23 protein-coding genes are annotated in these 23,564 nt (G+C 69.2%); 9 read left to right on the top strand and 14 right to left on the bottom strand.

All coding sequences use genetic code 11. From position 1 onward, the window contains the following. Positions 1-16 precede the first annotated feature (16 nt). Positions 17-604 (top strand): TetR/AcrR family transcriptional regulator, encoded by a 588-nt coding sequence (locus ACIHA7_RS27970; RefSeq protein ID WP_397293923.1) that lies wholly within the window; start codon positions 17-19, stop codon positions 602-604. A 10-nt stretch (positions 605-614) separates the two neighbouring features. On the opposite strand, the gene ACIHA7_RS27965 is transcribed toward ACIHA7_RS27970, so the two are convergent. After that, complete coding sequence (locus ACIHA7_RS27965) at positions 615-1,151, bottom strand: NUDIX domain-containing protein (protein ID WP_397293922.1); 537 nt, start codon at positions 1,149-1,151, stop codon at positions 615-617. Then, positions 1,148-1,729 (bottom strand): TetR/AcrR family transcriptional regulator, encoded by a 582-nt coding sequence (locus ACIHA7_RS27960; RefSeq protein WP_397293921.1) that lies wholly within the window; start codon positions 1,727-1,729, stop codon positions 1,148-1,150. Before ACIHA7_RS27960 ends, ACIHA7_RS27965 begins: the two co-directional genes overlap by 4 nt. Positions 1,730-1,821: 92 nt before the next feature. On the opposite strand from ACIHA7_RS27960, the gene ACIHA7_RS27955 reads away from it, so the two are divergent. Continuing rightward, positions 1,822-2,943, top strand: a complete 1,122-nt coding sequence (locus tag ACIHA7_RS27955; RefSeq protein ID WP_397293920.1) for an agmatine/peptidylarginine deiminase — start codon at positions 1,822-1,824, stop codon at positions 2,941-2,943. Between the two features lie 9 nt (positions 2,944-2,952). Here the strand turns inward: ACIHA7_RS27955 and ACIHA7_RS27950 are convergent, their stop codons facing one another. Genes ACIHA7_RS27950 through ACIHA7_RS27925 form a run of 6 tightly spaced genes read right to left on the bottom strand, consistent with a single transcriptional unit; the run spans position 2,953 to position 9,893 of the window. After that, positions 2,953-4,131: a lipid-transfer protein gene (locus tag ACIHA7_RS27950; RefSeq protein WP_397293919.1), complete on the bottom strand. Its 1,179-nt coding sequence runs from the start codon at positions 4,129-4,131 to the stop codon at positions 2,953-2,955. Then, positions 4,124-4,543, bottom strand: a complete 420-nt coding sequence (locus tag ACIHA7_RS27945) for a MaoC family dehydratase (protein WP_135234522.1) — start codon at positions 4,541-4,543, stop codon at positions 4,124-4,126. Before ACIHA7_RS27945 ends, ACIHA7_RS27950 begins: the two co-directional genes overlap by 8 nt. Then, the gene (locus tag ACIHA7_RS27940; protein ID WP_397294532.1) at positions 4,540-5,466 is read right to left on the bottom strand and encodes a bifunctional MaoC family dehydratase N-terminal/OB-fold nucleic acid binding domain-containing protein; all 927 of its coding nucleotides are present in this window, start codon (positions 5,464-5,466) and stop codon (positions 4,540-4,542) included. Before ACIHA7_RS27940 ends, ACIHA7_RS27945 begins: the two co-directional genes overlap by 4 nt. 45 nt (positions 5,467-5,511) lie before the next feature. Continuing rightward, the gene (locus ACIHA7_RS27935) at positions 5,512-6,672 is read right to left on the bottom strand and encodes an acyl-CoA dehydrogenase family protein (protein WP_397293918.1); all 1,161 of its coding nucleotides are present in this window, start codon (positions 6,670-6,672) and stop codon (positions 5,512-5,514) included. After that, the gene (locus tag ACIHA7_RS27930; RefSeq protein ID WP_397293917.1) at positions 6,657-7,721 is read right to left on the bottom strand and encodes an acyl-CoA dehydrogenase family protein; all 1,065 of its coding nucleotides are present in this window, start codon (positions 7,719-7,721) and stop codon (positions 6,657-6,659) included. Before ACIHA7_RS27930 ends, ACIHA7_RS27935 begins: the two co-directional genes overlap by 16 nt. Before the next feature lie 18 nt (positions 7,722-7,739). Next, positions 7,740-9,893, bottom strand: a complete 2,154-nt coding sequence (locus tag ACIHA7_RS27925) for an acyl-CoA dehydrogenase family protein (RefSeq protein WP_397293916.1) — start codon at positions 9,891-9,893, stop codon at positions 7,740-7,742. A 140-nt stretch (positions 9,894-10,033) separates the two neighbouring features. On the opposite strand from ACIHA7_RS27925, the gene kstR reads away from it, so the two are divergent. The 5 genes from kstR (at position 10,034) to ACIHA7_RS27900 (ending at position 16,584) form a co-directional block, all read left to right on the top strand. Then, complete coding sequence (kstR, locus tag ACIHA7_RS27920) at positions 10,034-10,759, top strand: cholesterol catabolism transcriptional regulator KstR (RefSeq protein ID WP_397293915.1); 726 nt, start codon at positions 10,034-10,036, stop codon at positions 10,757-10,759. A 375-nt stretch (positions 10,760-11,134) separates the two neighbouring features. Continuing rightward, positions 11,135-13,705, top strand: a complete 2,571-nt coding sequence (gene otsB / locus ACIHA7_RS27915) for a trehalose-phosphatase (protein WP_397293914.1) — start codon at positions 11,135-11,137, stop codon at positions 13,703-13,705. Between the two features lie 178 nt (positions 13,706-13,883). After that, complete coding sequence (locus tag ACIHA7_RS27910; RefSeq protein ID WP_397293913.1) at positions 13,884-14,768, top strand: metal ABC transporter solute-binding protein, Zn/Mn family; 885 nt, start codon at positions 13,884-13,886, stop codon at positions 14,766-14,768. Between the two features lie 29 nt (positions 14,769-14,797). Then, complete coding sequence (locus ACIHA7_RS27905; protein WP_397294531.1) at positions 14,798-15,718, top strand: metal ABC transporter ATP-binding protein; 921 nt, start codon at positions 14,798-14,800, stop codon at positions 15,716-15,718. Positions 15,719-15,747: 29 nt separating this feature from the next. Beyond that, the gene (locus tag ACIHA7_RS27900; protein WP_397294530.1) at positions 15,748-16,584 is read left to right on the top strand and encodes a metal ABC transporter permease; all 837 of its coding nucleotides are present in this window, start codon (positions 15,748-15,750) and stop codon (positions 16,582-16,584) included. A gap of 1 nt (position 16,585) precedes the next feature. Here ACIHA7_RS27900 and ACIHA7_RS27895 read toward each other — a convergent pair whose 3' ends face one another. Continuing rightward, on the bottom strand, positions 16,586-17,179 hold the full coding sequence (locus tag ACIHA7_RS27895; protein WP_397293912.1) for a dihydrofolate reductase family protein: 594 nt from the start codon (positions 17,177-17,179) through the stop codon (positions 16,586-16,588). 250 nt (positions 17,180-17,429) lie between these two features. On the opposite strand from ACIHA7_RS27895, the gene ACIHA7_RS27890 reads away from it, so the two are divergent. Beyond that, a complete protein-coding gene (locus ACIHA7_RS27890) occupies positions 17,430-18,602 on the top strand; it encodes an acyl-CoA dehydrogenase family protein (RefSeq protein ID WP_397293911.1) in 1,173 nt (390 codons plus the stop codon). 55 nt (positions 18,603-18,657) lie between these two features. After that, positions 18,658-19,467: an enoyl-CoA hydratase/isomerase family protein gene (locus ACIHA7_RS27885; protein ID WP_397293910.1), complete on the top strand. Its 810-nt coding sequence runs from the start codon at positions 18,658-18,660 to the stop codon at positions 19,465-19,467. On the opposite strand, the gene ACIHA7_RS27880 is transcribed toward ACIHA7_RS27885, so the two are convergent. The 5 genes from ACIHA7_RS27880 to ispD all read right to left on the bottom strand — a co-directional run bounded on the left by ACIHA7_RS27880 (position 19,464) and on the right by ispD (position 23,563). Next, complete coding sequence (locus ACIHA7_RS27880) at positions 19,464-19,742, bottom strand: DUF4190 domain-containing protein (protein ID WP_397293909.1); 279 nt, start codon at positions 19,740-19,742, stop codon at positions 19,464-19,466. The genes ACIHA7_RS27885 and ACIHA7_RS27880 overlap by 4 nt on opposite strands. 150 nt (positions 19,743-19,892) lie before the next feature. Beyond that, positions 19,893-20,873 carry a 23S rRNA (guanosine(2251)-2'-O)-methyltransferase RlmB gene (gene rlmB / locus ACIHA7_RS27875; RefSeq protein WP_397293908.1) on the bottom strand — a complete coding sequence of 327 codons (981 nt, stop codon included), beginning with the start codon at positions 20,871-20,873 and terminating at the stop codon, positions 19,893-19,895. Continuing rightward, positions 20,873-22,303, bottom strand: coding sequence for a cysteine--tRNA ligase (cysS, locus tag ACIHA7_RS27870; protein WP_397293907.1), 1,431 nt, complete (start codon positions 22,301-22,303; stop codon positions 20,873-20,875). Before cysS ends, rlmB begins: the two co-directional genes overlap by 1 nt. Positions 22,304-22,367: 64 nt before the next feature. Further along, positions 22,368-22,835, bottom strand: coding sequence for a 2-C-methyl-D-erythritol 2,4-cyclodiphosphate synthase (ispF, locus tag ACIHA7_RS27865; RefSeq protein ID WP_397294529.1), 468 nt, complete (start codon positions 22,833-22,835; stop codon positions 22,368-22,370). Positions 22,836-22,837: 2 nt separating this feature from the next. Then, positions 22,838-23,563, bottom strand: coding sequence for a 2-C-methyl-D-erythritol 4-phosphate cytidylyltransferase (gene ispD / locus ACIHA7_RS27860; protein WP_397293906.1), 726 nt, complete (start codon positions 23,561-23,563; stop codon positions 22,838-22,840). Position 23,564: the final 1 nt, after the last annotated feature.

Genomic DNA, 23,564 nt, shown 5'->3' with positions numbered 1-23,564 from the left:
GCCAGGAAAGGTGAGCATGTCCACAACCGACCGACGTGCACTTATCGTCGACGCCGCCATCGAACTGATTGCCACCCAGGGGATTCGAGCGCTGACCCACCGCCGTATCGATGCGGCACTCGGCCTACCCGCGGGCTCGGCCTCCTACTACTTCCGCACGAAACGTGCCCTCATCGAGGCCATCGTGGACCGGATCACGGCCCGCTCCCGCGCGGACTTCAGCGCCGCCCAACTCGCCCCGGCCGAACCCCTCGATCCCGATACCACCGCGCGTGGCATCGCCAGCTGGCTCGATCGCCTACTCGATGCACGCCGCAACCACCTGATCGCTCGGCACACCCTGATCCTGGAGTTGCTGTCGGACCCCGACCTGCACGCCCGCCTGGCACGCAGCCTGTTCTCCACCGAGCGCGCCCGAGAGCTGTTCCACGCCATGGGCTGCGTCGACCCCTCGACCACAGCCGCCGATTTTGTCGCCCTCATCGAAGGCGCGGTCTTCGACCGGTTCGCGGGCAGCCGGGCCGATCTCGCGCCGGGCACGCCTGAGAGCGTCCGCCAACTCAGCACCATGCTGGGGGTATTCCTCCGCGGCGTCAGCCCCTAGTCGAGGAACGTCAATCCAGGTCCGCGCCTCGGGCGTGGTCACCCGGCTTTGGTAGGTCGAGGCCGATGCGGTCGACTCCTTCGCCCAGGCCCAGCAGATCCGGCATCGTCGCTGCGGGCCAGCCGCGTTCGCTGTAGGTGGTGCCGGTGAAGTGGGCTCGGATGCCCGCGGCGGAGTAGGCGATGATGTCGTCGGGGAGGGCGTCGAGGGGGAACCAGCGGAGTTCGTGACATTTGTCGGGCTCGCGGTTGGTGGGAGTGCCGGTCCACTGCTGGGTTTCGAAGAACAGGCCGAGGCGGGGGTCGCGGCCGGAGCCGACCACGTGGGCGGTGTGGATGTGCCGCAGGTCGGCGGGGTCGATGTGCACGCCGGTTTCTTCGTTCGCCTCGCGGGCCGCGGCGGCGGTGGCCGATTCGCCTGCCTCCAGTTTGCCTGCGGGCAGGTGCCAGCGGCCGTCGAATTCGTCGCCACTGCGGCGCTTGCTGAGCAGGAGTCGGCCCTCGCGGATGAGCAGGATGTGCACATCGACCAGGTGCCGAGGGGTCATACGGCCGCTCCCGTGCCGAGTTCGAGAGCGACCGCGCCGCTGACCAATTCGCGGGCGCGCGCCAGGTCGAGCGTGCCGCTGAGCCAGCGCATGCTCACGCCTTCGATGAGCGCGGTGAGGCGTTCGGCGGCATCGGCGGGGACGATATCGGCGGCCACGGTGCCCTGTTCCTGGGCACTAGCGATCAGCCAACCCAGATAGTCGGTCCAGCGGGCGGTGGCCTCGCGCAGTTGTTCGCGCAGTTCCGGCTGGAAGATCGCGGACGCGCAGAACTCGCCCCAGGCGATGCTGTTCTCGATGACCACCGGGGTGTCCTGAAGTTCGAGCAGCAGCAGTTGCTCGAGATGGGCGACCGGATCGGCGGCGGGGTCGATCTCGGTCTCGGTGTAGCGCTCGGCTCGGGCGCTGATGAACTCCAGCGTCTGCTCGAGCAGGCCCGCGCGGTCCTTGAAGTGGTAGTAGATCAGCGAGGTGGATACGCCGGCCGCCTCGGCCAACTCCTCCACCCGCAGACCACGGACACCGCGCTGGGCGACCACGCGGGCGGCCGACTCCAGGATCGAATCACGACGAGACATGCGGTCCATGGTACCGTGAAATCCTGACTGAAATTTCAGTCAGGAACTTGCCGCAGCATCGTCGACTACCGGAGCCCGTGATGGAGATCCCCATGTCCCGCCGATCCGCCTTCAGCGTCCTCGCCGGCCTGCTCGCCGCGGGCGTCTCGTCCTGCGGCGCAGCCGACCCGTCCACACCTGACGCCCCCGAGCAAGCGGGACCCGGCGGCCGGTTCGGCGCGGAATGGGAGAGCCATGCGCGCACGTACATGGCGTGGCCCGCGCAGGAGGCGGTCTGGGGTCCGTACCTGGACGATGTCCGCGCGGACATCGCCGGCCTGGCCCAGGCGATCGCCGAATACGAGCAGGTGGTGCTGCTCGCACGGGACAGTCAGCGCGATGCGGCCCAGCGCGCCTGCGGCAGCGGCGTCGAGGTGATTTCGCTTGCGGTGGACGACCTTTGGGCCCGCGACATCATCCCCGTCTTCGTGGAGCAGAACGGCAAGGTCGTCGGCGTCGACCTGAATTTCAACGGCTGGGGTGCCAAGCAGCCGCACGACAACGACGGCCCGCTCGGCCGGAAGCTGCTCTCGCGCTACCGGATTCCCCGATACCAGGCCCCTTTCGTCGCCGAGGGCGGCGCCTTGGAGACCGACGGTCAGGGCACCCTGCTGGTCACCGAGAGCTCGATCGTCAACGACAACCGCAATCCCGGCAAGAGCCGCGACCAACTCGAAACCGAACTGCGGCAGACCCTCGGCATCGAGAAGGTGATCTGGTGCGCGGGCGTGCGCGGCGAGGACATCACCGATGCGCACATCGACTGTTTGGCCCGCTATGTCGCACCCGGAGTCGTCCTGCTGGACACCGCGTTTCCCGGGTCGCCCGCCGACTCGTGGTCGCGGTCGAGCGAGCAGGCCCGCCGGGTGCTCGCCGAGGCCACCGACGCGCGCGGCCGCAAGCTGGAGGTGATCGACCTGCCGCAGCCCGACCCCGACCGGATCACCGGCTATGGCGAGACGTTCGTGTCCAGCTACGCGAACTTCTACATCGCCAACGGCGCGGTGATCGTGCCGGAGTTCGGCGACCGGCGGGCCGATGACCGCGCGCAGGGCATCCTGCGGGATCACCTGCCCGGCCGCGACGTGGTCGCCGTGCCGATCGACGAGATCGCCGCGGGCGGCGGCGGCATCCACTGCGCGACGCACGACCAGCCGGGTACACCGCCGCGTTAGCCCACCGGTTCAGCCTGCGCTGAGCACCAAGCCCGAGGTCGGGACGCCGGTACCCGCCGTGACCACGATGTGCTCCAGGCCTGCCACCGGGTTCACCGAGGTGCCGCGGACCTGACGGACCGCCTCGGCAATGCCGTTCATGCCGTGGATGTACGCCTCGCCGAGCTGCCCGCCGTGGGTGTTCAGCGGCAGCCTGCCACCGACCTCGATGGCGCCGTCGGCGATGAAGTCCTTGGCCTCGCCGCGGCCACAGAAACCGAGCTCCTCGAGCTGCATGAGGACGAACGGGGTGAAGTGGTCGTAGAGGATGGCGGCCTGCATGTCGTCGGGTCGCAGACCACTCTGCGCCCAGAGCTGGTCGCCGACCAGACCCATCTCCGGCAGGCCGGACATCGCGTCGCGGTAGTAGCTGGTCATCACGTACTGGTCGGCGCCGGAACCCTGTGCGGCGGCGGTGATCACCGCCGCGGGCTGGGGCAGCTCACGCGCCCGTTCGACGCTGGTGACCACGATGGCGACGCCACCGTCGGACTCCTGGCAGCAGTCGAGCAGGTGCAGGGGTTCGGCGATCCACCGCGAATTCTGGTGGTCGTCCAGCGTGATCGGCTTGCCGTAGAAGAACGCGGCCGGGTTCACCGCGGCGTGCTTACGGTCGGCGACCGCGACCTGGCCGAAATCCGCACTGGTGGCCCCGTATACATGCATGTAGCGCCTGGCCACCATGGCGACCTGCGCGGCCGGGGTACCCAGACCCTGCGGATAAGACCAGCCCGCGTCGATCCCGGAGGAGGTGGGCGCGGTGGCCAGCGCCGTGGAGAACTGCCCGAACCGGGACACCGAGCGTTCGTTGAAGGCGCGATAGGCCACCACCACCTCGGCGACACCGGTGGCCACCGCCATCGCCGCCTGCTGGATGGTGGCGCAGGCCGCGCCGCCGCCGTAACCGATGTGGCTGAAGAACTTCAGCTGCGGGATACCGACGGCGCGGGCCACGGCGGCCTGCGTGTTGGTGTCCATGGTGAAGGTGGTCAGGCCGTCTACGTCGGCCGGTGTCAGACCCGCGTCGGCCAGCGCCGCGGTGACCGCCTCGGCGGCCAGGCGCAGTTCGCTGCGGCCGGAATCCTTGGAGAAGTCGGTCGCGCCGATGCCGACGATGGCGGCGCGGCCCGAGATGCTGGGCTCACTCATGCGAACTCCGGTAAGCGATAACGGCTTTCGCCGTGATGTGGTCGCCGAGGCTGTCCTTGCCGACCACGTCGATGTGGATGTCGTCGCCGTCGATGGCGGCCACGGTGCCGGTCAACGTCAGGGTGTCCCCGGCGTACAGCGGCACCCCGAGGCGCAGCGCGATCGACTTCACCACGGCGCGCGGCCCGGCCCAGTCGGTGACGAAGCGCTGCACCAGCCCGGTGTCGGTGAGGATATTGACGAAGATGTCCTTGGAACCGCGGGCGACCGCCTTGTCCCTGTCGTGATGCACATCCTGAAAGTCCCTGGTGGCCAGCGCGGTACTGATCACGAAGGTCGGATCGGCGGTGATCACGAGCTCCGGCAGCACGGTACCGACCTGCACCGAGGTCGGCTCGACGGTCGCGGTCATGCGGTCACCTGCCAGTACGGCAGCGTCGCTTCGTCGTCGAGCTTCTCGAACTCCACCCGGACGGGCAAGCCGACCCGCACCTCGGCGGGTTCGATGCCACGCAGTTCGCCGAGCATCCGCACCCCTTCCTCCAATTCGACCAGCGCGACGACGAAGGGCAGTTGCCGCCCAGGCACTTTCGGCGCGTGGTGCACGACATAGCTGAATACGGTGCCGCGTCCCGAGGAGACGACGTAGTCGGTCTGCTCCGACTTGTCCTTCCACAGCGCCGGGATCGGCGGATGGCGCAGCGAACCGTCGGGGAGCTGCTGAATGCGCAGCTCGCCCGCTTTCGTGCCCTCCCAGAAGAATTCGGTATCCCAGGAGACCAGCGGCTTGACCCGTTCTCCCGCAGGCGCTTTCGGCGCGGCACCGGTGCCCGGTGCGAATTTCAGCAGCCGGAACAGCATTTCGGCGACCAACTCGTCACCGACGTGCCAGCTGGTCTGGAAGGTGACGAACCAGCCCTCCCCCAGCGCCGTCCGCTTCGGACCACGGATCTCGGACAACCTGCTGGTCACCGACACCTGCTCGCCGACATTCAGGTACCGGTGATAGGTCTGCTGACAGTCGGTGGCGACCACCGAGGTGTACCCGGCCGCATCGAGCAGCTCGGTGGCCTTGCCCAGCGGGTCGTCGGCGGGCCGGAAGCCGTTGAGCCCGAACATGGTCCACACCTGGGCCATGGCGGGCGGTGCGACGATGCCGGGGTGCCCCGCCGCCTTGGCCGCCGCTTCGTCGACGTAGATGGGATTGGTGTCGCCCAGCGCCTCGACCCAGTTGTTGATCATCGGCTGGTTCACCGGGTCCCGCCCGAAGCGAGGGGCGCAATCACCGGCCGCCTTGATCTGTTCGGCCTCGGCGACTATCGCCTCCGGACTCATGGTTTCCGGCACGCGCGGCTCCTTCTCGACTAGCAATGTCGGTGGCTATCGGGGTACTCGCGGCAGCTGCAGCCCGGCCGTGGCGACCAGCTCGCGCATCACCTCGTTGACGCCGCCGCCGAAGGTCACCACCAGGTTCTGTTTGGTCCGCCGGTCCAGCCAGGTGAGCAGCTCCGCGGTGCCGGGTTCGGCGGGATCGCCGTAGCGGCCGACGATCTCCTCCGCCAATCTGCCTGCCTCCTGCAATGATTCGGTGGAGAACACCTTGGTGGCCGACGCGTCGGCGATCACCCCGGCCTGGTCACCGTCCACGGTCGCGGCCACCTGCCAGTTCAGCAGCTCGTTCAACCGGACCATGGCGTGTATACGGCCGAGCGAACGGCGCACATCGGTCTCGCCCAGCACGCCGCGCGGCTGCGCCCATTCCCGCACCCGGTCGTAGAGCTGCTCGATCTTGCCGGACGGCCCGAGGCTGACCCGCTCGTGGTTGAGCTGGGTTGTGATCAGCCGCCAACCCGCGTTCTCCGCGCCGACCAGCATGTCGGCGGGCACCCGCACGTCGTCGAAGTAGGTCGCGTTGGTGTGATGCGCACCGTCGCAGGTGATGATCGGCGTCCAGGAGTAGCCGGGATCGGTGGTGTCCACGATCAGGATGGTGATACCCCGATGGCGCGACTCGACCGAACCGGTGCGGCAGGCCAGCCAGACGAAGTCGGCCTCGTGTGCGCCTGTAGTGAAGATCTTCTGCCCGTTGACAACCCAGTCGCCGGAGTCGTCCCGCACGGCCGAGGTACGCAGCGAAGCGAGGTCCGTGCCCGCCTCGGGTTCGGAGTAGCCGATGGCGAAATGGATATCGCCGGACAGGATTCCGGGCAGGAACTTCTTCTTCTGCGCGTCGGTGCCGAACTGTTGCAGCGTCGGGCCGACCGTCAGCAGGGTGACCAGCGGCAGCGGCACATCCGCCCGCACCGCCTCGTTGAAGAAGATCTGCTGCTCGACGGGGCCGAAACCCTGTCCGCCGTACTGCTTTGGCCAGCCGACGCCGAGCCAGCCGTCGCGGCCCATCCGGCGCACCACGTCGCGGTAGGCGTCGCCGTGCCGGTTCACCGCCATCGCGGCTTCCTCTTCGGGCGTCACGAGACCGGCGAAGTAGGAACGTAATTCGTCGCGCAGCTTGCGTTGCTCGGTGGTCAGGTCGATGAACATCTGGCCCCCAATCGATCGAGTCGGAACGATGCGCCGCCGAGCCAGCGAGCGATGTCCTTGGCCTGTGAGTAGTAGCGGTGCATCGGGTGGGTGATGTCCACGCCGAGGCCGCCGTGCAGGTGGTGACACTTCTGCATGGCGGCGGGGAGGTCGGCGGCCACGCTGTAGGCGAGCACGTCGAGGTCGTCATCGATCCTGGCCTGATGTTGCGGGCTGGAATCGTCTTGCGCCAGCGCCCAATTCGCCGAGACCGCGGCCACGTGCAGGGTGCGCGAGACGACGTACAGGTCGGCGATCTGCTGGGCGACGGCCTGGAATTCGGCCAACGGCCTGCCGAATTGGCGCCGGGTACGCAGGTGTTCGGCGGTGAGCACGAGTGCGCCCTTCAGCAGTCCGTCCGCGACGGCGCCGATCGACGCGAGGGCTAGTCGGTGCAGGCCCGCGAGCCCGCCGGGCAGCAGTTGCTCGGCCGGAATCAGTACCCGGTCCAACCGCACGGTGCACTCGGGAATGCCGCCGGAGACCGGTGACGGTACCCGGATCAGCCCCTTGGCGTCGGAATCGATCAGCGCGATACCGGAATTCGTGGGGATCAGCAGCCAGCGCGCCTCTTCCCCGTACGGCACGGCGACCTTGTGACCGGTGACCCGCACCGAGTCGCCGTCGACGACGGCCGCCGTCTCCGGCTTGACCGCGAACGGGGCGGCAGGCTCGCTGAGCGCCGCGGTGAGCACCGCGCCCTTGGCCACCTCCGGGTACACCCGCTCGGCGAGGCTGTCCGGCAGCAGCGACAACAGCGGCAGCAGCCCGAAGCCGAGCGTCGGCAGGGCAGGCACCGCCACCGCGTCCATCGCCAGCTCGGTCAGCAGCACCGACACCTCGGGCAGGCCCATGCCGTCGCCGCCGAATCGCTCGGGCAGCGCGACCGAAAGCAGCCCGCTGTCGACCAGGCTCGGCCACAACGCGAAGTCACGGGCCGGTTCCCGCTCCAATAAACTCACGACGACCTCGGCCACCGCGTCTTGGCCTTCGTTTCTGGTGAAATCCACAATCGCTCCCAGTCGTCGCTAGCTGTCCGTGTCGCGAGGTAGGCCAAGAATTCGCTCACCGGCCACGGTCAGCAGGATCTGTTCGGTACCGCCCGCGATCGATAAACAGCGTGTGAGCAGGAATTCTTTTACCACTTCGGAGTCCTGCGCACCGGCGGGACCTGCCGTCGCCGCGGCGAATTCCGCGACCGCCTGCCGATGCCGCACCCCGACCAGTTTGCGCACGCTGCTCTGCGCGCCGGGGTCGTCGCCCGCCAGCATCTTGACGGCGGCGCGCTGCTCGAGCAGCAGGCCACCGATCGCCTCCGCGACGAATCCGCCGAGCCGGTCGTTCACCAGTTCCGCACCAGGCCCGGTGGCCGGCGTCTTCGCGATCAGCTCTTCGAGCACCGGACCGATCCCGTTGCCGCCCATCGCCACTCGCTCGGTCGACAACGTCGAGCGGGCGATCTTCCAGCCGTTGTTCAGCGCGCCGACCACGTGATCGTCCGGGACGAAGACGTCATCGAGGAATACCTCGCTGAACCGCGCCTCGCCGGTGATCTGCACCAGCGGACGCACTTGCAGTCCCGCGGCGGCCATGTCGACGAGGAAGTAGCTGATGCCGCGATGCTTCGGCGCGTCGGGATCGGTGCGGGCCAGGCAGATCCCCCAGTTCGCCCGGTCGCCGAGCGAGGTCCACACCTTCTGCCCGCGCAGTACCCAGCCGCCGTCCACCTTTTTGGCGGTGGTGCGCAACGCGGCCAGATCCGATCCGGCCTCCGGCTCACTGAACAGCTGACACCAGACCACCTCGCCGTGCAGCGTCGGCCAGGCGAAGCGATCGATCTGCTCCTGGGTGCCGTGCTGCAACAGCGTGGGGACGGCCCAGCCGCCGATCGCCAAGTCGGGCGCGGCGAGCCCGGCCCGCCGCAGTTCTTCCGAGATCAGCAGGCCCGTCATCGGATCCGCGCCGCGACCGTACGGCCGCGGCCAATGCGGCATGACCAGACCGGCCTCGACCATGGCACCGCGCTGCTGGTCGGCGGGGAGCGCGGCGATCCGAGCCACCTCCGCCGCCAGCGCACCGGCGTTGTCGTCGTCCACCGCCCCAACGCCTTCGGCCGCGAAGACCCGATCGGCGCCGGTGGTGCGCCGCTGACCCGCGCGGGTCAGTTCGGTTACCCTGGCCCGCCAGCGCGCAGCCCCACCGAGCAGCTGGCGCAACGCCACCGCCCGGCGCAGGTATAGATGCGCGTCGTGTTCCCAGGTGAAGCCGATGCCGCCGAGCACCTGGATGCAGTCCTTCGCGGTATCGACCGCGGCGTCCAGCGCGGTGGCCGCGGCGATCGCGGCCGCGATGGGCAGCTCCGCACCGCCCTCGTCCACGGCGGCCGCCGCGTCGGCCGCGACGGCGCGGATCAATTCGGTCCGGCAGAGCATCCAGGCGCAGATGTGCTTGACGGCCTGGAACGAGCCGATTTTGCGGCCGAATTGCTGACGGACCTGCGCGTATTCGACCGCGGTCGTCAGGCACCAGCCGGCCAGGCCGGCCAGTTCGGCGGCCGCGAGGACCGCGACCAGATCCTGCACCGCGTGCGGTGACACGAACACCTGATCGGCCGGTACGCGCACGTCGGCGCAGTGCACCCGAGCCAGCGGCGTGCTCAGGTCGAGCGGCGAAAGCGGTTCTACCCGAAGCCCCTCGGTGTCCGGCGGCAGCAACACCCAGCGCTGCCCGTCCGGCGTGGAAACCGGAAGCAGCACGGCGGTTTCCGGCGCCGCGCCGAGCACCGAATCCCAGGAACCCGTGAGCAACAGCTCGTTGTCTGCGGCGGGTACGCTGACCTCCGCGCCGACAACGAAGTCGAGCGCAACCCCGCACGGCAGCTGCTCGTCGAGCCGCCCCGCGGTGATCAGATTGGCCAATGCTGTTGCCAGCACGGGCCCGCCGACCAGATCGTGCGCGGCCTGCTCGACCAACACGGCGAGATCGGCCACCGAACCGCCCGCGCCGCCGTGATCCTCGGCGACGGCGACCCGGAAGATGCCGAGATCGGCAAGGCCCGGCCAGTATGCGCGCCAGAAGGTGCTCGGATCGGTTCGCATTGTTGCAATTGGACGCACCGAACCGGCCCATCCGCGCATCGACTCCTGGACGGCTTTATGCTCGTCAGTGGTGGCGATGGTCACACTCCATACCGCCTTCCCGGCGTGACTCCCACACCTAGAACATGTTCTAATATCCTAGCTGTGCGGAAGTCAAGAGACGACCGCCGAGCCGATACTCGGGCCAGATCCACGAACGACGTTTCCGGAAAGGACTCTCACCAATGGCCAGTCCCTCCCGATCGCAGCCGGCCGACTCCAACGCGGCGGCACGAGCGACGGACGCGGAGGCGGTAGCGGAGCGTAACCACGCAGCGGCCCGCGCGCGGCGCCAATCCGATACGGCACCGGCTACCGCGACGGTCACGACACTCAGCGAGGACGAGCTGAGTTCGGCCGCGCAGCGGGAACGGCGTAAGCGCATCCTTGACGCGACGCTGGCGCTGGCCTCGAAGGGCGGATACGACGCGGTGCAGATGCGCGCCGTGGCCGAACGCGCCGATGTCGCAGTCGGGACGCTATATCGGTATTTCCCCTCGAAGGTGCACCTTTTGGTGTCGGCGCTGTCCCGCGAATTCGAGCAGATCGAGGGCAAGCGCAAGCCGCTTGCCGGGCAGTCGCCGCAGGAGCGCATGCACCTGCTGCTCACCCAGATCACCCGGATGATGCAGCGCGACCCGTTGCTCACCGAGGCGATGACGCGCGCGTTCATGTTCGCCGACGCGTCCGCGGCCGCCGAGGTCGACCGGGTCGGCAAGGTGATGGATCGGGTCTTCGCCCGCGCCATGAACGACGGCGAACCCACCGAGCGTCAGCTGGCCATCGCCAGGGTGATCAGCGATGTGTGGCTGTCGAACCTGGTCGCCTGGCTGACCCGGCGCGCCTCCGCGACCGATGTGACCGAGCGCCTCGAGCTGACCGTCGACCTGTTGCTCGGCGAACGCAGCTAGCACTCGGACAGCCAGCGCATTCCCGGCAAATCGGGGCCGCGCGCCGCATTCGTGCGGAAAATCACATTCACGCCGAGAGCCGGGCGGGCGCACCGAAGTCGCGCCCGCCCGGTCTGCTCGTCGAGGGCGAGTAGCGCGGGTTTTGCGCGCACCACCGGGGACCCGTAGCGCTTCGGCATGATCGCAGCGCACGCGTCGAACCGACCTCCCCCGGCCGCTCGGACCCGAGTTCGCGGCTCTGTCACCCACGCCGGGTCGAAGTCGCGGAAAATCGGAGACAGCGCACGCACAGCGGCGGGCGTCGGTGCGGCAAATTAAACCCAGTATTGTTCTGCCCGCCCATGAAAAAACTCCTCCGATCACTAGGTTGGATGCGTGAGCGCACAGGATCTGCCACTGGAACTTCGCCGTGCACTGTCGACGGTCGCGCGAGTGCCAAGACTGTTGGTCGCATCGGACTATGACGGGACGCTTGCGCCCATCGTGTCCGACCCCGCGAAGGCCTTTCCGCACCGTGAATCGGTGAGCGCGTTACGCGCGCTCGCCGGGCTGACCGGCACTACGGCCGCGGTCATCTCCGGCCGCGCGCTGCGAGACCTCGCCGCGTTGTCGAGACTTCCGGTCGAGGTGCAACTGATCGGTAGCCACGGCTCGGAATTCGACGTCGGCTTCGTGCACGCCATCGACAACGACGCCAAACAACTGCTCCAAGAGGTGCAGACCGCGCTGACCCAGGTCGCCGCGGAGAACCCTGGCGTCACCGTCGAGATCAAACCGGCCAGCGTCGCGCTGCACGTGCGCAACGCGAGCCCCGAGATCGGGCACCGGGCCTTGATGCAGGTCCGCCAGGGCCCCGCGTGCTGGTTCGGCGTGCAGGTGACCGAGGGCAAGGCCGTCATCGAACTGGCCGTGGTGCAGACCGACAAGGGCACCGCGCTCGACACCATCCGGCATCAGGCAGGCGCCTCGGCCGCGGTGTTCTTCGGTGACGACGTGACCGACGAGAAGGCCTTCCGCGTGCTCTCGGGCCCGGACCTGGGCATCAAGGTCGGCGACGGCGAGAGCCAGGCCAAGCACCGGGTCGACAGCACCGAGGACGTGTCCTGCGCGCTGGCGTACCTGCTCGAAGAGCGGCGCACCTGGCTGGCCGGCGCGAGCGCGCCCCGGATCGAGCGGCTGACCATGCTGGCCAGCCCGCGCTCGGTGGCGCTGCTGACACCCGACGCGACGGTCACCTGGTTCTGTCATCCGGAACCGGATTCGGCCGCGGTGTTCGCGCATCTGCTCGGCGGCCCACAGGCCGGGCACTTCACCATCGAGCCCGAGCGCCCCGGCCTGCCGCTCTCGCAGCGCTACATCGACAGCACCATGACGGTCGAAACCCGTTGGGCCAAGCTGCAAGTGGTGGACTACCTGCCCCACGATGTGGCCGCCACCCGGACCGACCTGACCCGGGTGATCACCGGTGAGGCCAAGGCCGTCGTGACGTTCGCGCCGCGACCGGAGTTCGGTCAGGTGCCGGTGAGCATCGAGGCGACCGAGAACGGGTTGCGTGTGCTCGGCACCAACGACCCGACGGTGCTGCGCTCCCCCGGTCTCACCTGGGAGATCATCAGCGACGGCACGCACGATTCGGCGCGCGCCGTTGTCGACCCGTCGAAGGGGCCGATCGTGCTGGAAATGCGCTGCGGCACTTCCGATCTCGGCCCCGCCGAGACCGACGAGCTGGAGCGGCGGCGGGCCGCGGAGAGCTACTGGTCGCAGTGGGCGAGCACCTTGCAGCTGCCGTCGCTGAAGCCGGATCTGATGAAGCGCTCGGCGCTGACCCTGCGCGGGCTGGTGCACGCGCCGTCCGGTTCCATCCTGGCCGCGGCCACCACGTCGCTGCCGGAAGACATCGGCGGCGTGCGTAACTGGGACTACCGGTACTGCTGGCTGCGCGACGCGTCGCTGACCGCGCAGGCGCTGGTGTCGCTCGGCTCGCTCGGTGAGGCCGAAGACTTCCTCGGCTGGGTGCACCGGGTGCTCGAGACGCTGCCCGGCCCCGAGCGTCTGCACCCGCTGTACACGCTGTACGGCGAGACGCTGCCGCCGGAAGCCGTGATCGACCAGCTGCCCGGTTACGCGGGTTCGCGGCCGGTCCGGGTCGGCAACGCGGCCAACATGCAGGTGCAGCTGGACGTGTTCGGCCCGATCGTCGACCTCATCGCGACCCTGTCGCACGCGCGGGAGGTGCAGGGCATCACCGATCCGGCCCAGGCCCTGCCGGACGCGGACTGGGAACTGGTGCGCGCCATGGTCTCCGCGGTGCAGCGGCGCTGGCAGGAGCCCGACCACGGCATCTGGGAGATCCGCGGCAACCCGCGCCACCACGTGTACTCGAAGGTGATGGGCTGGCTGACCGTCGACCGGGCGCTCACGCTGGCGCAGAAGTTCGACCGCGAGGTCGACCCGGCCTGGGCGGTGCTGCGCGACACCATCGCCGACGAGGTGAAGTCCAAGGGCTGGAACGACGAGGTCCAGTCGTTCACCGCGGCCTACGACGGCACCGACCTGGACGCGGCGACCCTGCACATCGGGTTGAGCGGGCTGATCGATCCGTCCGATCCGCGCTTCGCCGCGACCGTCGTCGCGACCGAGGCCGAACTGCGCAGTGGCTCAACGGTTTACCGGTACCACCACGACGACGGCCTGCCCGGCGGCGAGGGTGGCTTCCACCTCTGCGCGGCCTGGCTGGTCGAGGCGTACCTGCTGATCGGCAAGCGTTCGGACGCCGAGGCGCTGTTCGCTCAGCTGGTCGACGTGGCCGGGCCGACCGGACTGCTCAGCGAGGAGTACGACCCGGTTGCCGAGCGCTCGCTCGGCAACCACCCGCAGGCCTACAGCCACCTCGGCCTGCTGCGCTGCGCCCAGCTGCTCGGCCAGCCGGTGGAGGCGCTCGTCTGAGCCGATCTCCACCCGTTTTCCCGGACCGGGCCCGCCGACGATCGACGTGTCGGCGGGTCCGGCTCGTGTCGGCGGCGTGCGGTTGCTAAAGTGAAACAGAAACCATTTCCATTAAGCTGAGTTGTGTCACCCGCTCGAGTGCGTCACCAGCTGTGAGCGTCCCAGGAGTACCCCCAGCATGCAGACAAGCCTTGCCAGACGGTTCGCCGGCGTCGCTGTAGGGGTCATCGCCGCGGTCGCGCTCACCGCCTGCGGCAACGACGCGAAGGACTCCGGTAAGCCGACCGTCATCGCCTCCACCAACGCCTGGGGCAATATCGCCGCCACCATCGCCGGACCGGACGCCACCGTCGAGTCGATCATCACCGACCCCGCCGCCGACCCACACTCGCACGAGACCTCCGCCGTCGAGTCCGCCAAGCTGCGCGACGCCGACCTGGTCGTCTACAACGGCGGCGGTTACGACGAGTTCGCCGAGAAGGCCGTCGCCGGTCGCGACAAGCGCACGATCGACGCGTTCGAATCCCGGCCGAACAAGGCCGATGAGAACGAACACGTCTTCTACGACCTGAACACCGTCGCCGCGGTCGCCGACCAGATCGCAGGCAACCTCGGCGAGCTGGCCCCCGGTGCCGCGAGCGCCTTCACCGAGCGCGCGGCCGCCTTCAAGAGCGGCCTGGCCGCGATCACGGCGATCGCTACCAAGTTCGCCGCCGAGCACCCGCAGACGCCGGTGCTGCAGACCGAACCGCTCGCGCACTACCTGCTGCTCGCCGCGGGCGTGACGGATCGGACGCCGCACGAGTTCCAAGAGGCGATCGAGCAGGAAACCGACCCCGCCCCCGCCGCCGTCGCCGCGACCCGGGAGTTGTTGACCGGCAAGCAGGTTCGCGCGCTGGTCTACAACGTGCAGACGCAGGACAAGATCACCAAGGAGCTGCGCTCGGTCGCGCAGTCGAACGGTCTGCCGATCGTCGAGGTGACCGAAACCCTGCCCGCGGGCACCGATTACCTACAGTGGCAGACCAAGAACGCTCAGGCACTCACCGCGGCATTGAGTTGAGCGGTAACGGACCGACCAAGGGGACGGCGCTGACCGAACACACGCAACGGCAGGCACTGTCGAACGGCGCTTCGGCGGTCCGGCTCGACGGTGCCCGGCTGTCCTTCGGCGACCGCACACTCTGGCAGGACCTCGCGCTCGAGGTGGCGCCCGGCGAATTCGTCGCGGTACTCGGGCCCAACGGCTCCGGCAAGACCTCGCTGCTGAAGGTGCTGCTCGGCCAGCTCGGGCTCAGCGCGGGCACCGCCGAGATCGCGGGCGCGCCCGCGCGCACCGGCAACCCGGACATCGGCTATGTGCCGCAACAGAAGACGATCGACGCCGGGGTGCAGCTGCGCGGCGTCGACCTCGTCGGCCTCGGGTACGACGGCCACCGCTGGGGGCTCGGACTGCGGGCGCGGGCCGAGCGCAAGCGCAAGGTCGCGGCCGCCATCGCCGATGTCGGCGCGCAGCGGTTCGCGCACGCGCCGCTGGAGTCCATGTCCGGCGGTGAACAGCAGCGGCTCCGGGTGGCGCAGGCCTTGGTCGGCGACCCGAAGGTGCTGCTCTGCGACGAACCGCTGCTCAGCCTGGACCTGGCCAACCAGCGGCTGGTCGCGGATCTGATCGACCAGCGCAGGCGGAGCCATGACACCGCGGTGCTTTTCGTGACGCACGAGATCAATCCGATTCTGCCGCTGGTGGATCGAGTGCTGTACCTGGTGGACGGCAAGTTCCGGATCGGCACACCGGAGCAGGTGATGACCTCGGCCGTGCTGTCGGAGCTGTACCAGACCGAGGTCGATGTGCTGCGGGTGCGCGGCAGGCTGGTGGTCGTCGGGACCGGCGACACGATGGACGCGCTCGGCACGGCCGGGGCGCACTGCCACGGCGCCGCGGGCGACGGCTTCCGCGCCGACGCACCGGAGATCGTCGGCCCCGAACGGGATTCGAGTGAGGTCCGCTCGTGATCGACAAGCTGTCCGATGTGCTCGGCAAGATGTTCGACTTCAGCACCACCGCGAACCTGCTCTCCTACGACTTCGTGCAGCAGGCGGTGCTCGCCGCCGCGCTGCTCGGGCTGCTGTCCGGGGTGATCGGCCCGCTGATCATCAGCAGGCAGATGTCGTTCGCCGTGCACGGCACCAGCGAGCTGTCACTCACCGGTGCGGCCGCCGCGCTGCTCGCAGGCATCGGGGTCGGCGTCGGCGCCATCGCAGGGTCGGTGGTGGCCGCGGTGTTGTTCGGCCTGCTGGGAACGCGTGCGCGCGAACGTGACTCGGTGATCGCGGTGGTGCTGTCGTTCGGGCTCGGTTTGTCCGTGCTGTTCCTGTGGCTCGGCCCCGACCGGGCGGGCTCGAAGTTCTCGCTGCTGACCGGACAGGTCGTCAGCGTGGGCAACGGCGGGATCTCCCTGCTCGCCGCCTGCACCGTCGGCGTGCTGGCGGTGCTCGCCGTCGTCTACCGGCCGTTGCTGTTCGCCAGCTCGGACCCGGAAGTGGCGGTGGCGCGCGGCGTTCCGGTGCGCGCCCTCTCGATCGTCTTCGCGGTACTACTGGGCATCACGGCCGCCTTCGGCGTCCAGATCGTCGGCGCCCTGCTCGTGCTCGCCCTGCTGATCACCCCCGCCGCGGCGGCCGCGCAACTGACCGCCGACCCGGTGCGGGCCACCGTGCTCGCGGTGGTCTTCGCCGAGATCGCCGCGGTCGGCGGCATCCTGCTGTCCCTGGCCCCCGGCGTCCCCGTGTCCACCTTCGTCACCACGATCTCGTTCCTGCTCTACCTCGTCTGCCGGGTGGTGGGTACCCGACGCCGACAGGCCGCCCGCGCCCGCTGATTCACACGGCGGGCTGCTCGACCCGGTAGCGGATGAGGACGTTGCTGGAGTCGTCGAAGGTCCGGGTGCCGATGGGGCGCAGGGCCGTGGTGCTCGCCACGAACAGCGGGGTGCCCGCGCCGAGCGGTGTCGCGCCGACCATCAGGTGGAGTTCGTCGACCAGGCCGTTGGCCAGCAGATCGTTCCACAGCACCCGGCTGGCGAAAACGACTATGTCCCCGCCGTTTTCCTGCTTCAGTGCACGCAGCGTCGCGTACGCGTGGGTACGGCCGAGGATGCGGGTGTTGCCTGCCCACGGGTGGTCCGCGGCGGGCGGGGTGGCGTGGTCGGAGACGACGAGCTTGTCGACCGCGTTGTAGCGCTCGGCGAATTCCCGATTCGTCGCCGACGCCGACGCGTCCTGCGCGACGTTCGGCCAGAAGCTCTGGAACAGGGCGTAGGAGGCGCCGCCGAGCAGCACGGTGTCCGCGGTCGTGATGCGCTCGAGGTTGTAGCGATCGAAGGCCGCGTCCATCGGCATGGCCATGACGTTGCCGCCGGGGCCCTCGTAGCACCCGTCCAACGACGTGACGTTGACGACGATGATCTTGCGCATCTACTTGTTCCTCTCGGCTGTGCGAACCGGGGTGGCTCGCACGGACAGGTCGAAACATGGCCGTAGATCTCTACGCATCTTCGGCACGGGGTGCATAACGTTCGGATAACGGACCGGGTCGGTGACTGTCGCCCATTGAGGGCGGGTGCCTTCAGTCGTGCGACCAGGGTTTCGTATGCTCGACGCACGCGGCCTCGCGCCTACGCGCTCGCAAGCGCTCCAAGCACCCCCGAACGATTGGTGACCAACGATGATCGACTTCTCGATACCCGCCGAGCTCGCCGCCGAACGCGATCGAGTGCGCCGGTTCGTCATCGACAAGATCGTGCCGTTCGAGCGGGATCCCCGGCTCACCGCGCACGGGCCGACCGACGAGCTGCGGCAGGAACTGGTGGAGCTGGCGCGCGAGGAGAAGCTGCTGACCGTGCAGGCGCCGGAAGCGCTCGGCGGGCGCGGGCTCTCGCACCTCGAGCAGGCGGTGATCTACGAGGCGGCGGGCTGGTCCACCCTCGGTCCGATCGCGATGAACTGCGCGGCGCCCGACGAAGGCAATATGTTCCTGCTGTCGAAGGTGGCGAACCAGGAACAGGTCGAGCGTCACCTCGCGCCGATGATCGCCGGACAGCACCGCTCGGTGTTCGCCATGACCGAGCCCGACGGCGCGGGCTCGGACCCGGCGCAGCTGGCCACCACCGCCACCTTCGACGGCGAGAACTTCACCGTCAACGGCCGCAAGTGGCTGATCACCGGGGCCAACGGCGCCAAGACGTGGATCATCATGGCGCGCCTCGCGGAGAACCCGCACCTGCCCGCGGGGCCGACACTGTTGCTCACCGACGGCGATCAGCCGGGCATCGTCATCGAACGCACCATGAACACGATGGACCGCAATTACGTTGCCGGACATGGCGTTGTCCGCTTCGACAACCTCACCCTGCCGCAGTCCGCGCTGCTCGGCGACGCCGGTCAGGCGCTGCGCTACGCCCAGCTGCGCCTGGCCCCGGCCCGGCTCACCCACTGCATGCGCTGGCTCGGTGCGGCCGAGCGCGCGCAGAGCATCGCGGTCGAGCACGCGCGCACGCGCACCGCCTTCGGCAAGCCGATCGGCGAGCACGAGGGTGTGTCGTTCATGTTGGCGGACAACGAGATCGCGCTGCACCAGTGCAGGCTGACCATCTGGCACGCCTGCTGGCTGATGGATCAGGGCGAGAAGGCGCGGCACGAGAGCTCGATCGCGAAGTCCTACGTCTCCGAGGAGCTGTTCAAGGTGGCCGACCGGTGCGTGCAGGTGCTCGGCGGCATCGGCATCAGCGACGAGACGGTGGTCGAGATGATCTTCCGCGACATTCGCGCCTTCCGCCTGTACGACGGGCCGACCGAGGTGCACAAGTACGCCATCGGCCGCAAAGTTCTGCGTGGCTGAGTGAGGTTTTTCGGGGCCGGGTCGGCGTGGGTCCGGCTCGACTAACATCGCTGGCATGAGTTCGGAACTGCACGTCGATGTCTCCGCGGGCATCGCCGTGCTCACGCTCAATCGGCCCGCTCAGCAGAACGCCTTCACCCCCACGATGGCCGCGGAACTGGGTGCCGCACTGCACCGCTGCGATGCGGAAGACACCATCCGGGCCGTGGTCATCACCGGAACACCGCCCGCGTTCTGCGCGGGCGCGGATCTATCGAGCCGGGTCGGCGATGTCAGCGCCACCATCGAGCCCGCGCCGTGGCGGGTGCGCAAGCCGGTGATCGCCGCGGTGAACGGGCACGCGGTAGGCATCGGGCTCGCCCTCGCGTTGCAGTGCGACCTGCGATACATGGCGCGCGACGCGGTGTACGGCCTCAATCAGGTTCGGCGCGGCGTGCTCGCCGACGGCTACGCGCACTGGACGCTGCCCCGGCTGGTCGGCATGGCCAACGCCGCCGACATCATGCTCACCGGCCGCACCTTCGACGGTGACGAGGCCAAGGCGATGGGTCTGGCCAACGGCTGCCTGCCCGGTGGCGAGGTGCTGCCGATGGCATTGGCCGTCGCGCACGACATCGCCAACGGCTCGGCGCCGCTGCCGGTGGCGATGTCCAAGCGGCTGCTCTGGGAGGGACTCGGCATGAGCCCGACCATGGTCGGTCGGCTGGAGTCCGACCTGAACGAGCACGTCAGCAAGAGCATCGACGGCGGCGAGGCGATGGCGGCGTTCAAGGAACGCAGGCAGCCCCAGTGGACCGGCAGCGTCAGCGAGGAGTGGCCGGCCTGGGACGACAAGGGCGACCAGGCACGACCGAGCCTGGATTAGGCGTTGCCGCCGAGCAGGATCATCAGATAGAGCAGCGCGAAGATGATCATGAAGATGGTGCCGATGATGCCGAGGATGTACCCGACCACCACCTGAACGCGGCCACCGTAAGCGCCGTTGGACTCCTCGATCTGATCCAGGGCGCGCTTGCCCATCGCCCATGCCACCGGCCCGAGCACGCCGCAGCAGAGCACACTCGCGACGCCGAGCCACAGCACCGCTGTAGCGTTCGGGTGCTCGATCGGACTCCCGATGGGCTGATTGGGTATGACCACACGCCGAATTCTACGGGGGTGTAGTCCATTTGCCGCCCAATGCCGTGGCCCGACTTCGCAGCGCCCGGCCGCGGTCCATGCGGCAACCGATCGGCCCGGCTTCGGATTCCGAGCGAAGCGGGACCGGGCAGCGCCGGGTCCCTCGGCGAATCAGACCCTGCGCTGGCGGGCGATCTCGGCGAGGACGACGCCCGCCGCGACCGAGGCGTTGAGGGATTCGACCGGCCCCGCCATCGGGATGCCGAGGATCGAGTCGCAGTTCTCGCGGACCAGGCGGGACAGGCCCTTGCCCTCCGAGCCGACCACGATGACGGTGGGTTCGCGGCCGTCGAAGTCGTCGAGGGTGGTGTCGCCACCGGCGTCCAGGCCGACGATCTGAATGCCCTGCGAGGCCCAATCCTTCAGCGTGCGAGTCAGATTCGTGGCCCGCGCGACGGGCAGCCTGGCGGCGGCACCGGCGCTGGTGCGCCAGGCGACCGCGCTGACACTGGCGCTGCGGCGCTGCGGGATCAGCACGCCCTGACCGCCGAAGGCGGCGACCGAGCGGATCACGGCGCCGAGATTGCGCGGATCGGTGATGTTGTCCAGCGCCACCAGCAGGGCGGGCTCCGCCGAGCTGCGGACCTCGGCGATGAGGTCGTCCGGGTGGGCGTAGCGGTACGGCGGCACCTGCAGGGCCACCCCTTGGTGCAAACCGTTGGCGCTCAACCTATCCAGGTCACCGCGCGGCACCTCGAGAATGGAGATGCCCGCATCGGCGGCCAGCTTCACGCTCTCGGTCAACCGTTCGTCGTTCTCGGCGCCGAGCGCCACGTACAGCGCCGAGGCGGGCACGCCCGCGCGGAGGCACTCGACCACCGGGTTGCGACCGAGCACCATCTCCGGGCTGTCGTCGTCCTTGCGACCGGCCGCACGACCCGCGCTGCCCCGAGGACCACCGCCACCCTTGGCCGCGGCCTTGGCAGCGGCGGCGGCCCGCTTCGCGGCGGGGTGCTTGGTGCGCGCCTCGGCAGGCGGGGTCGCGCCGCGGCCTTCGAGCCCGCGCCTGCGCTTGCCGCCGGAGCCGACGACGGCACCCTTCTTGGTGCCGCCCTTGCGGATCGCACCACGACGCTGCGAATTGCCTGCCATTACCCGGCCTTTCCAGATTGTGACGCGTCCGGCCCCGTGTGCGGCGCAGCGCCAAGGGCCCATTCCGGCCCATTTTGCGTGTCGGTGACCTCGATTCCGGCTGCCTGCAATCGATCGCGGGCGGCGTCGGCGCTCGCCCAATCCTTGTCTGCTCGCGCCTGTTGACGGCGGTCGAGCTCGGCGCGCACCAGCACGTCGAGCGCGCCGAGTGCCGCCGACGAGTCGCGTGGGGTGAACCAGTGCGGATCCAGCGGGTCGACACCGAGGATACCGAGCATGGCGCGGACCTGTCCGGCCAGGTCCCGTGCGCTGTCGATCGCACCCGCCTCGAGCGCCTTGTTGCCCTCGTGCACAACGTGATGGATCTCGGCCAGCGCCTTCGGCACGGCGAGGTCGTCGTCGATGGCCGCGGCGAACGCGTCGGTCCACTTGCCGACCGGCACCTCGCCCGCGCGATCCACGGTGCGATGCACGAACGCCTCGATGCGCTGATAGGACTGGGCGGCGTCGTGCAGCGCCTTGTCCGAGTACTCCAGCTTCGAGCGGTAGTGCGCGCTGCCGAGGTAGAACCGAAGTTCCACGGCGCGAACGTTTTTGAGCACGTTCGGCACCGAGAGCACGTTGCCGAGCGACTTGGACATCTTCTCCCCGCCCATGGTCACCCAGCCGTTGTGCAGCCAGTAGCGGGCGAAACCGTCACCGGCGCACTTGGATTGGGCGATCTCGTTCTCATGGTGCGGGAACACCAGATCCATACCGCCGCAATGGATGTCGAATTCGGGTCCGAGATAGAACTCGGCCATCGCGGAGCATTCCAGGTGCCAGCCCGGCCTGCCCGGGCCCCACGGCGAGGGCCAGGTCGGCTCGCCCGGCTTGGCGGCCTTCCACAGGGTGAAGTCGCGCGGGTCGCGCTTGCCCTCGCCCGCGCTCTCGCCCTGGGCCACGTCCTCGAGCCGATGACCGGACAGGCTGCCGTACTCGGGGTAGCTCAGCACGTCGAAGTAGACGTTGCCCTCGGACGGGTATGCGTGCCCGCGGTCGATCAACCGCTGCATCATCTCGATCATCTGGGTGATGTGACCGGTGGCCCGCGGCTGCGCCGACGGCGGCAGCACACCGAGGGTCTCGTAGGCGTTGTCGAAGGCGCGCTCGAAGGTGGCCGCCCACTCCCACCACGGCCGGCCCGCCTCCGCGGCCTTGATCAGGATCTTGTCCTCGATGTCGGTGACATTGCGGATGAACCACACGTCGTAGTCGTGCGCGAGCAGCCAGCGGCGCAGCACATCGAAGGCGACGCCGCTGCGCACATGGCCGATGTGCGGCGCGCCCTGCACGGTAGCGCCACACAGGTACACCGACGCACGGCCGGGGACCAAGGGCGCGAAGTCGCGCATGGTCCGCGTGTCGGTGTCAAAGAGGCGCAATGTCACGGCGTTCGATCCTAGCTGGTAGATAGGCCTGATCCGGACCCGGTGCGGGTCCGTCGGAGCGGGGTCAGCGACAGGCTTGTAGCAGGGCAGTTGCTATCGCGGCAATGCCCTCGCCGCGGCCGGTGAGGCCGAGGCCGTCGGTGGTGGTGCCGGAGACCGAGACCGGCGCGTCGAGCAGTTCGCCGAGTACCCGCTGCGCTTCCTCGCGGCGCGGTCCGATCTTGGGTCGATTGCCGATCACCTGGACCGCCGCGTTGACGATCTCGAAACCGGCCTCGTCGAGCAGCCTGCGCACTTCCTTCAGCATGGCGGCGCCGGAGACGCCCGCCCACTCCGGGCGGCCGGTGCCGAAGACCGCGCCGACGTCGCCGAGCCCGGCCGCCGACAGCAGCGCGTCGCAGAGCGCGTGCGCGGCGACGTCGCCGTCGGAGTGTCCGGCGCAGCCGTCGTCGCCGTCGAAGAGCAATCCCGCCATCCAGCAGGGGCGGCCCGCCTCGATGGGGTGCACGTCGCTGCCGATGCCGACCCGCATGGTCATCGGGCCACCGCCCGCCTGGAGTCGGCGCCGTCGAGCACCGCGTGCGCGAGCACCAGGTCGAGCGGGGTGGTGATCTTGAAAGCCAAGGGGTCGCCCGCGATGGTGTGCACCTGGGTGCCGAGCAGTTCGACCAGTCCGGCGTCGTCGGTGGCCTGGACGCCCTCGGACCGGTAGGCCGAGCGCAGCAGTTCGGCGGCGAAGCCCTGCGGAGTCTGGATGGCGCGCAGTTGCGCGCGGTCCGGGGTGCCGGTGACCGCGCCCGCCGCGTCCACGGACTTGATGGTGTCGGTGACCGGCAGCGCGGGGACCACGGCGAGATGGCCGGCGCGCAGCTCGGCGGCGACCCGGGCGATGAGCGCGGGTGGCGTCAGGGCGCGCGCGGCGTCGTGCACCAGGTAGTAGGCGGCCTCGGGTGCGGCGGCGATGCCTGCCCGCACCGAGTCGATGCGTTCGGCGCCGCCGACGACCACGTGTACCGAATCCGAGGGCGGCAGCAGGGCAACGGCGCTCTCGACGAATTCGGCGGGAACCATAACGATGATCCGGTCGACCGCGCCGGAGGCGATCAAGCCTTCGACGGCGAGCCGGACCATAGGGCTGCCGCCGACCGGGACGAACGCCTTGGGTGTGGCTTCACCCAGACGCACGCCACGACCGGCGGCAGGCACCAAAGCAACGACGGTTCCGTCGGTGAGACGAGCACCGTTGTCGAGTTTGTTCACG

Origin of the sequence: Nocardia sp. NPDC052316, assembly GCF_044547795.1 — a bacterium.
In the GTDB taxonomy this organism is placed as follows: Bacteria; Actinomycetota; Actinomycetes; order Mycobacteriales; family Mycobacteriaceae; genus Nocardia.
Note: the sequence above shows the minus strand (reverse complement) of the source record. Positions and strands in the feature narration are given on the sequence as shown.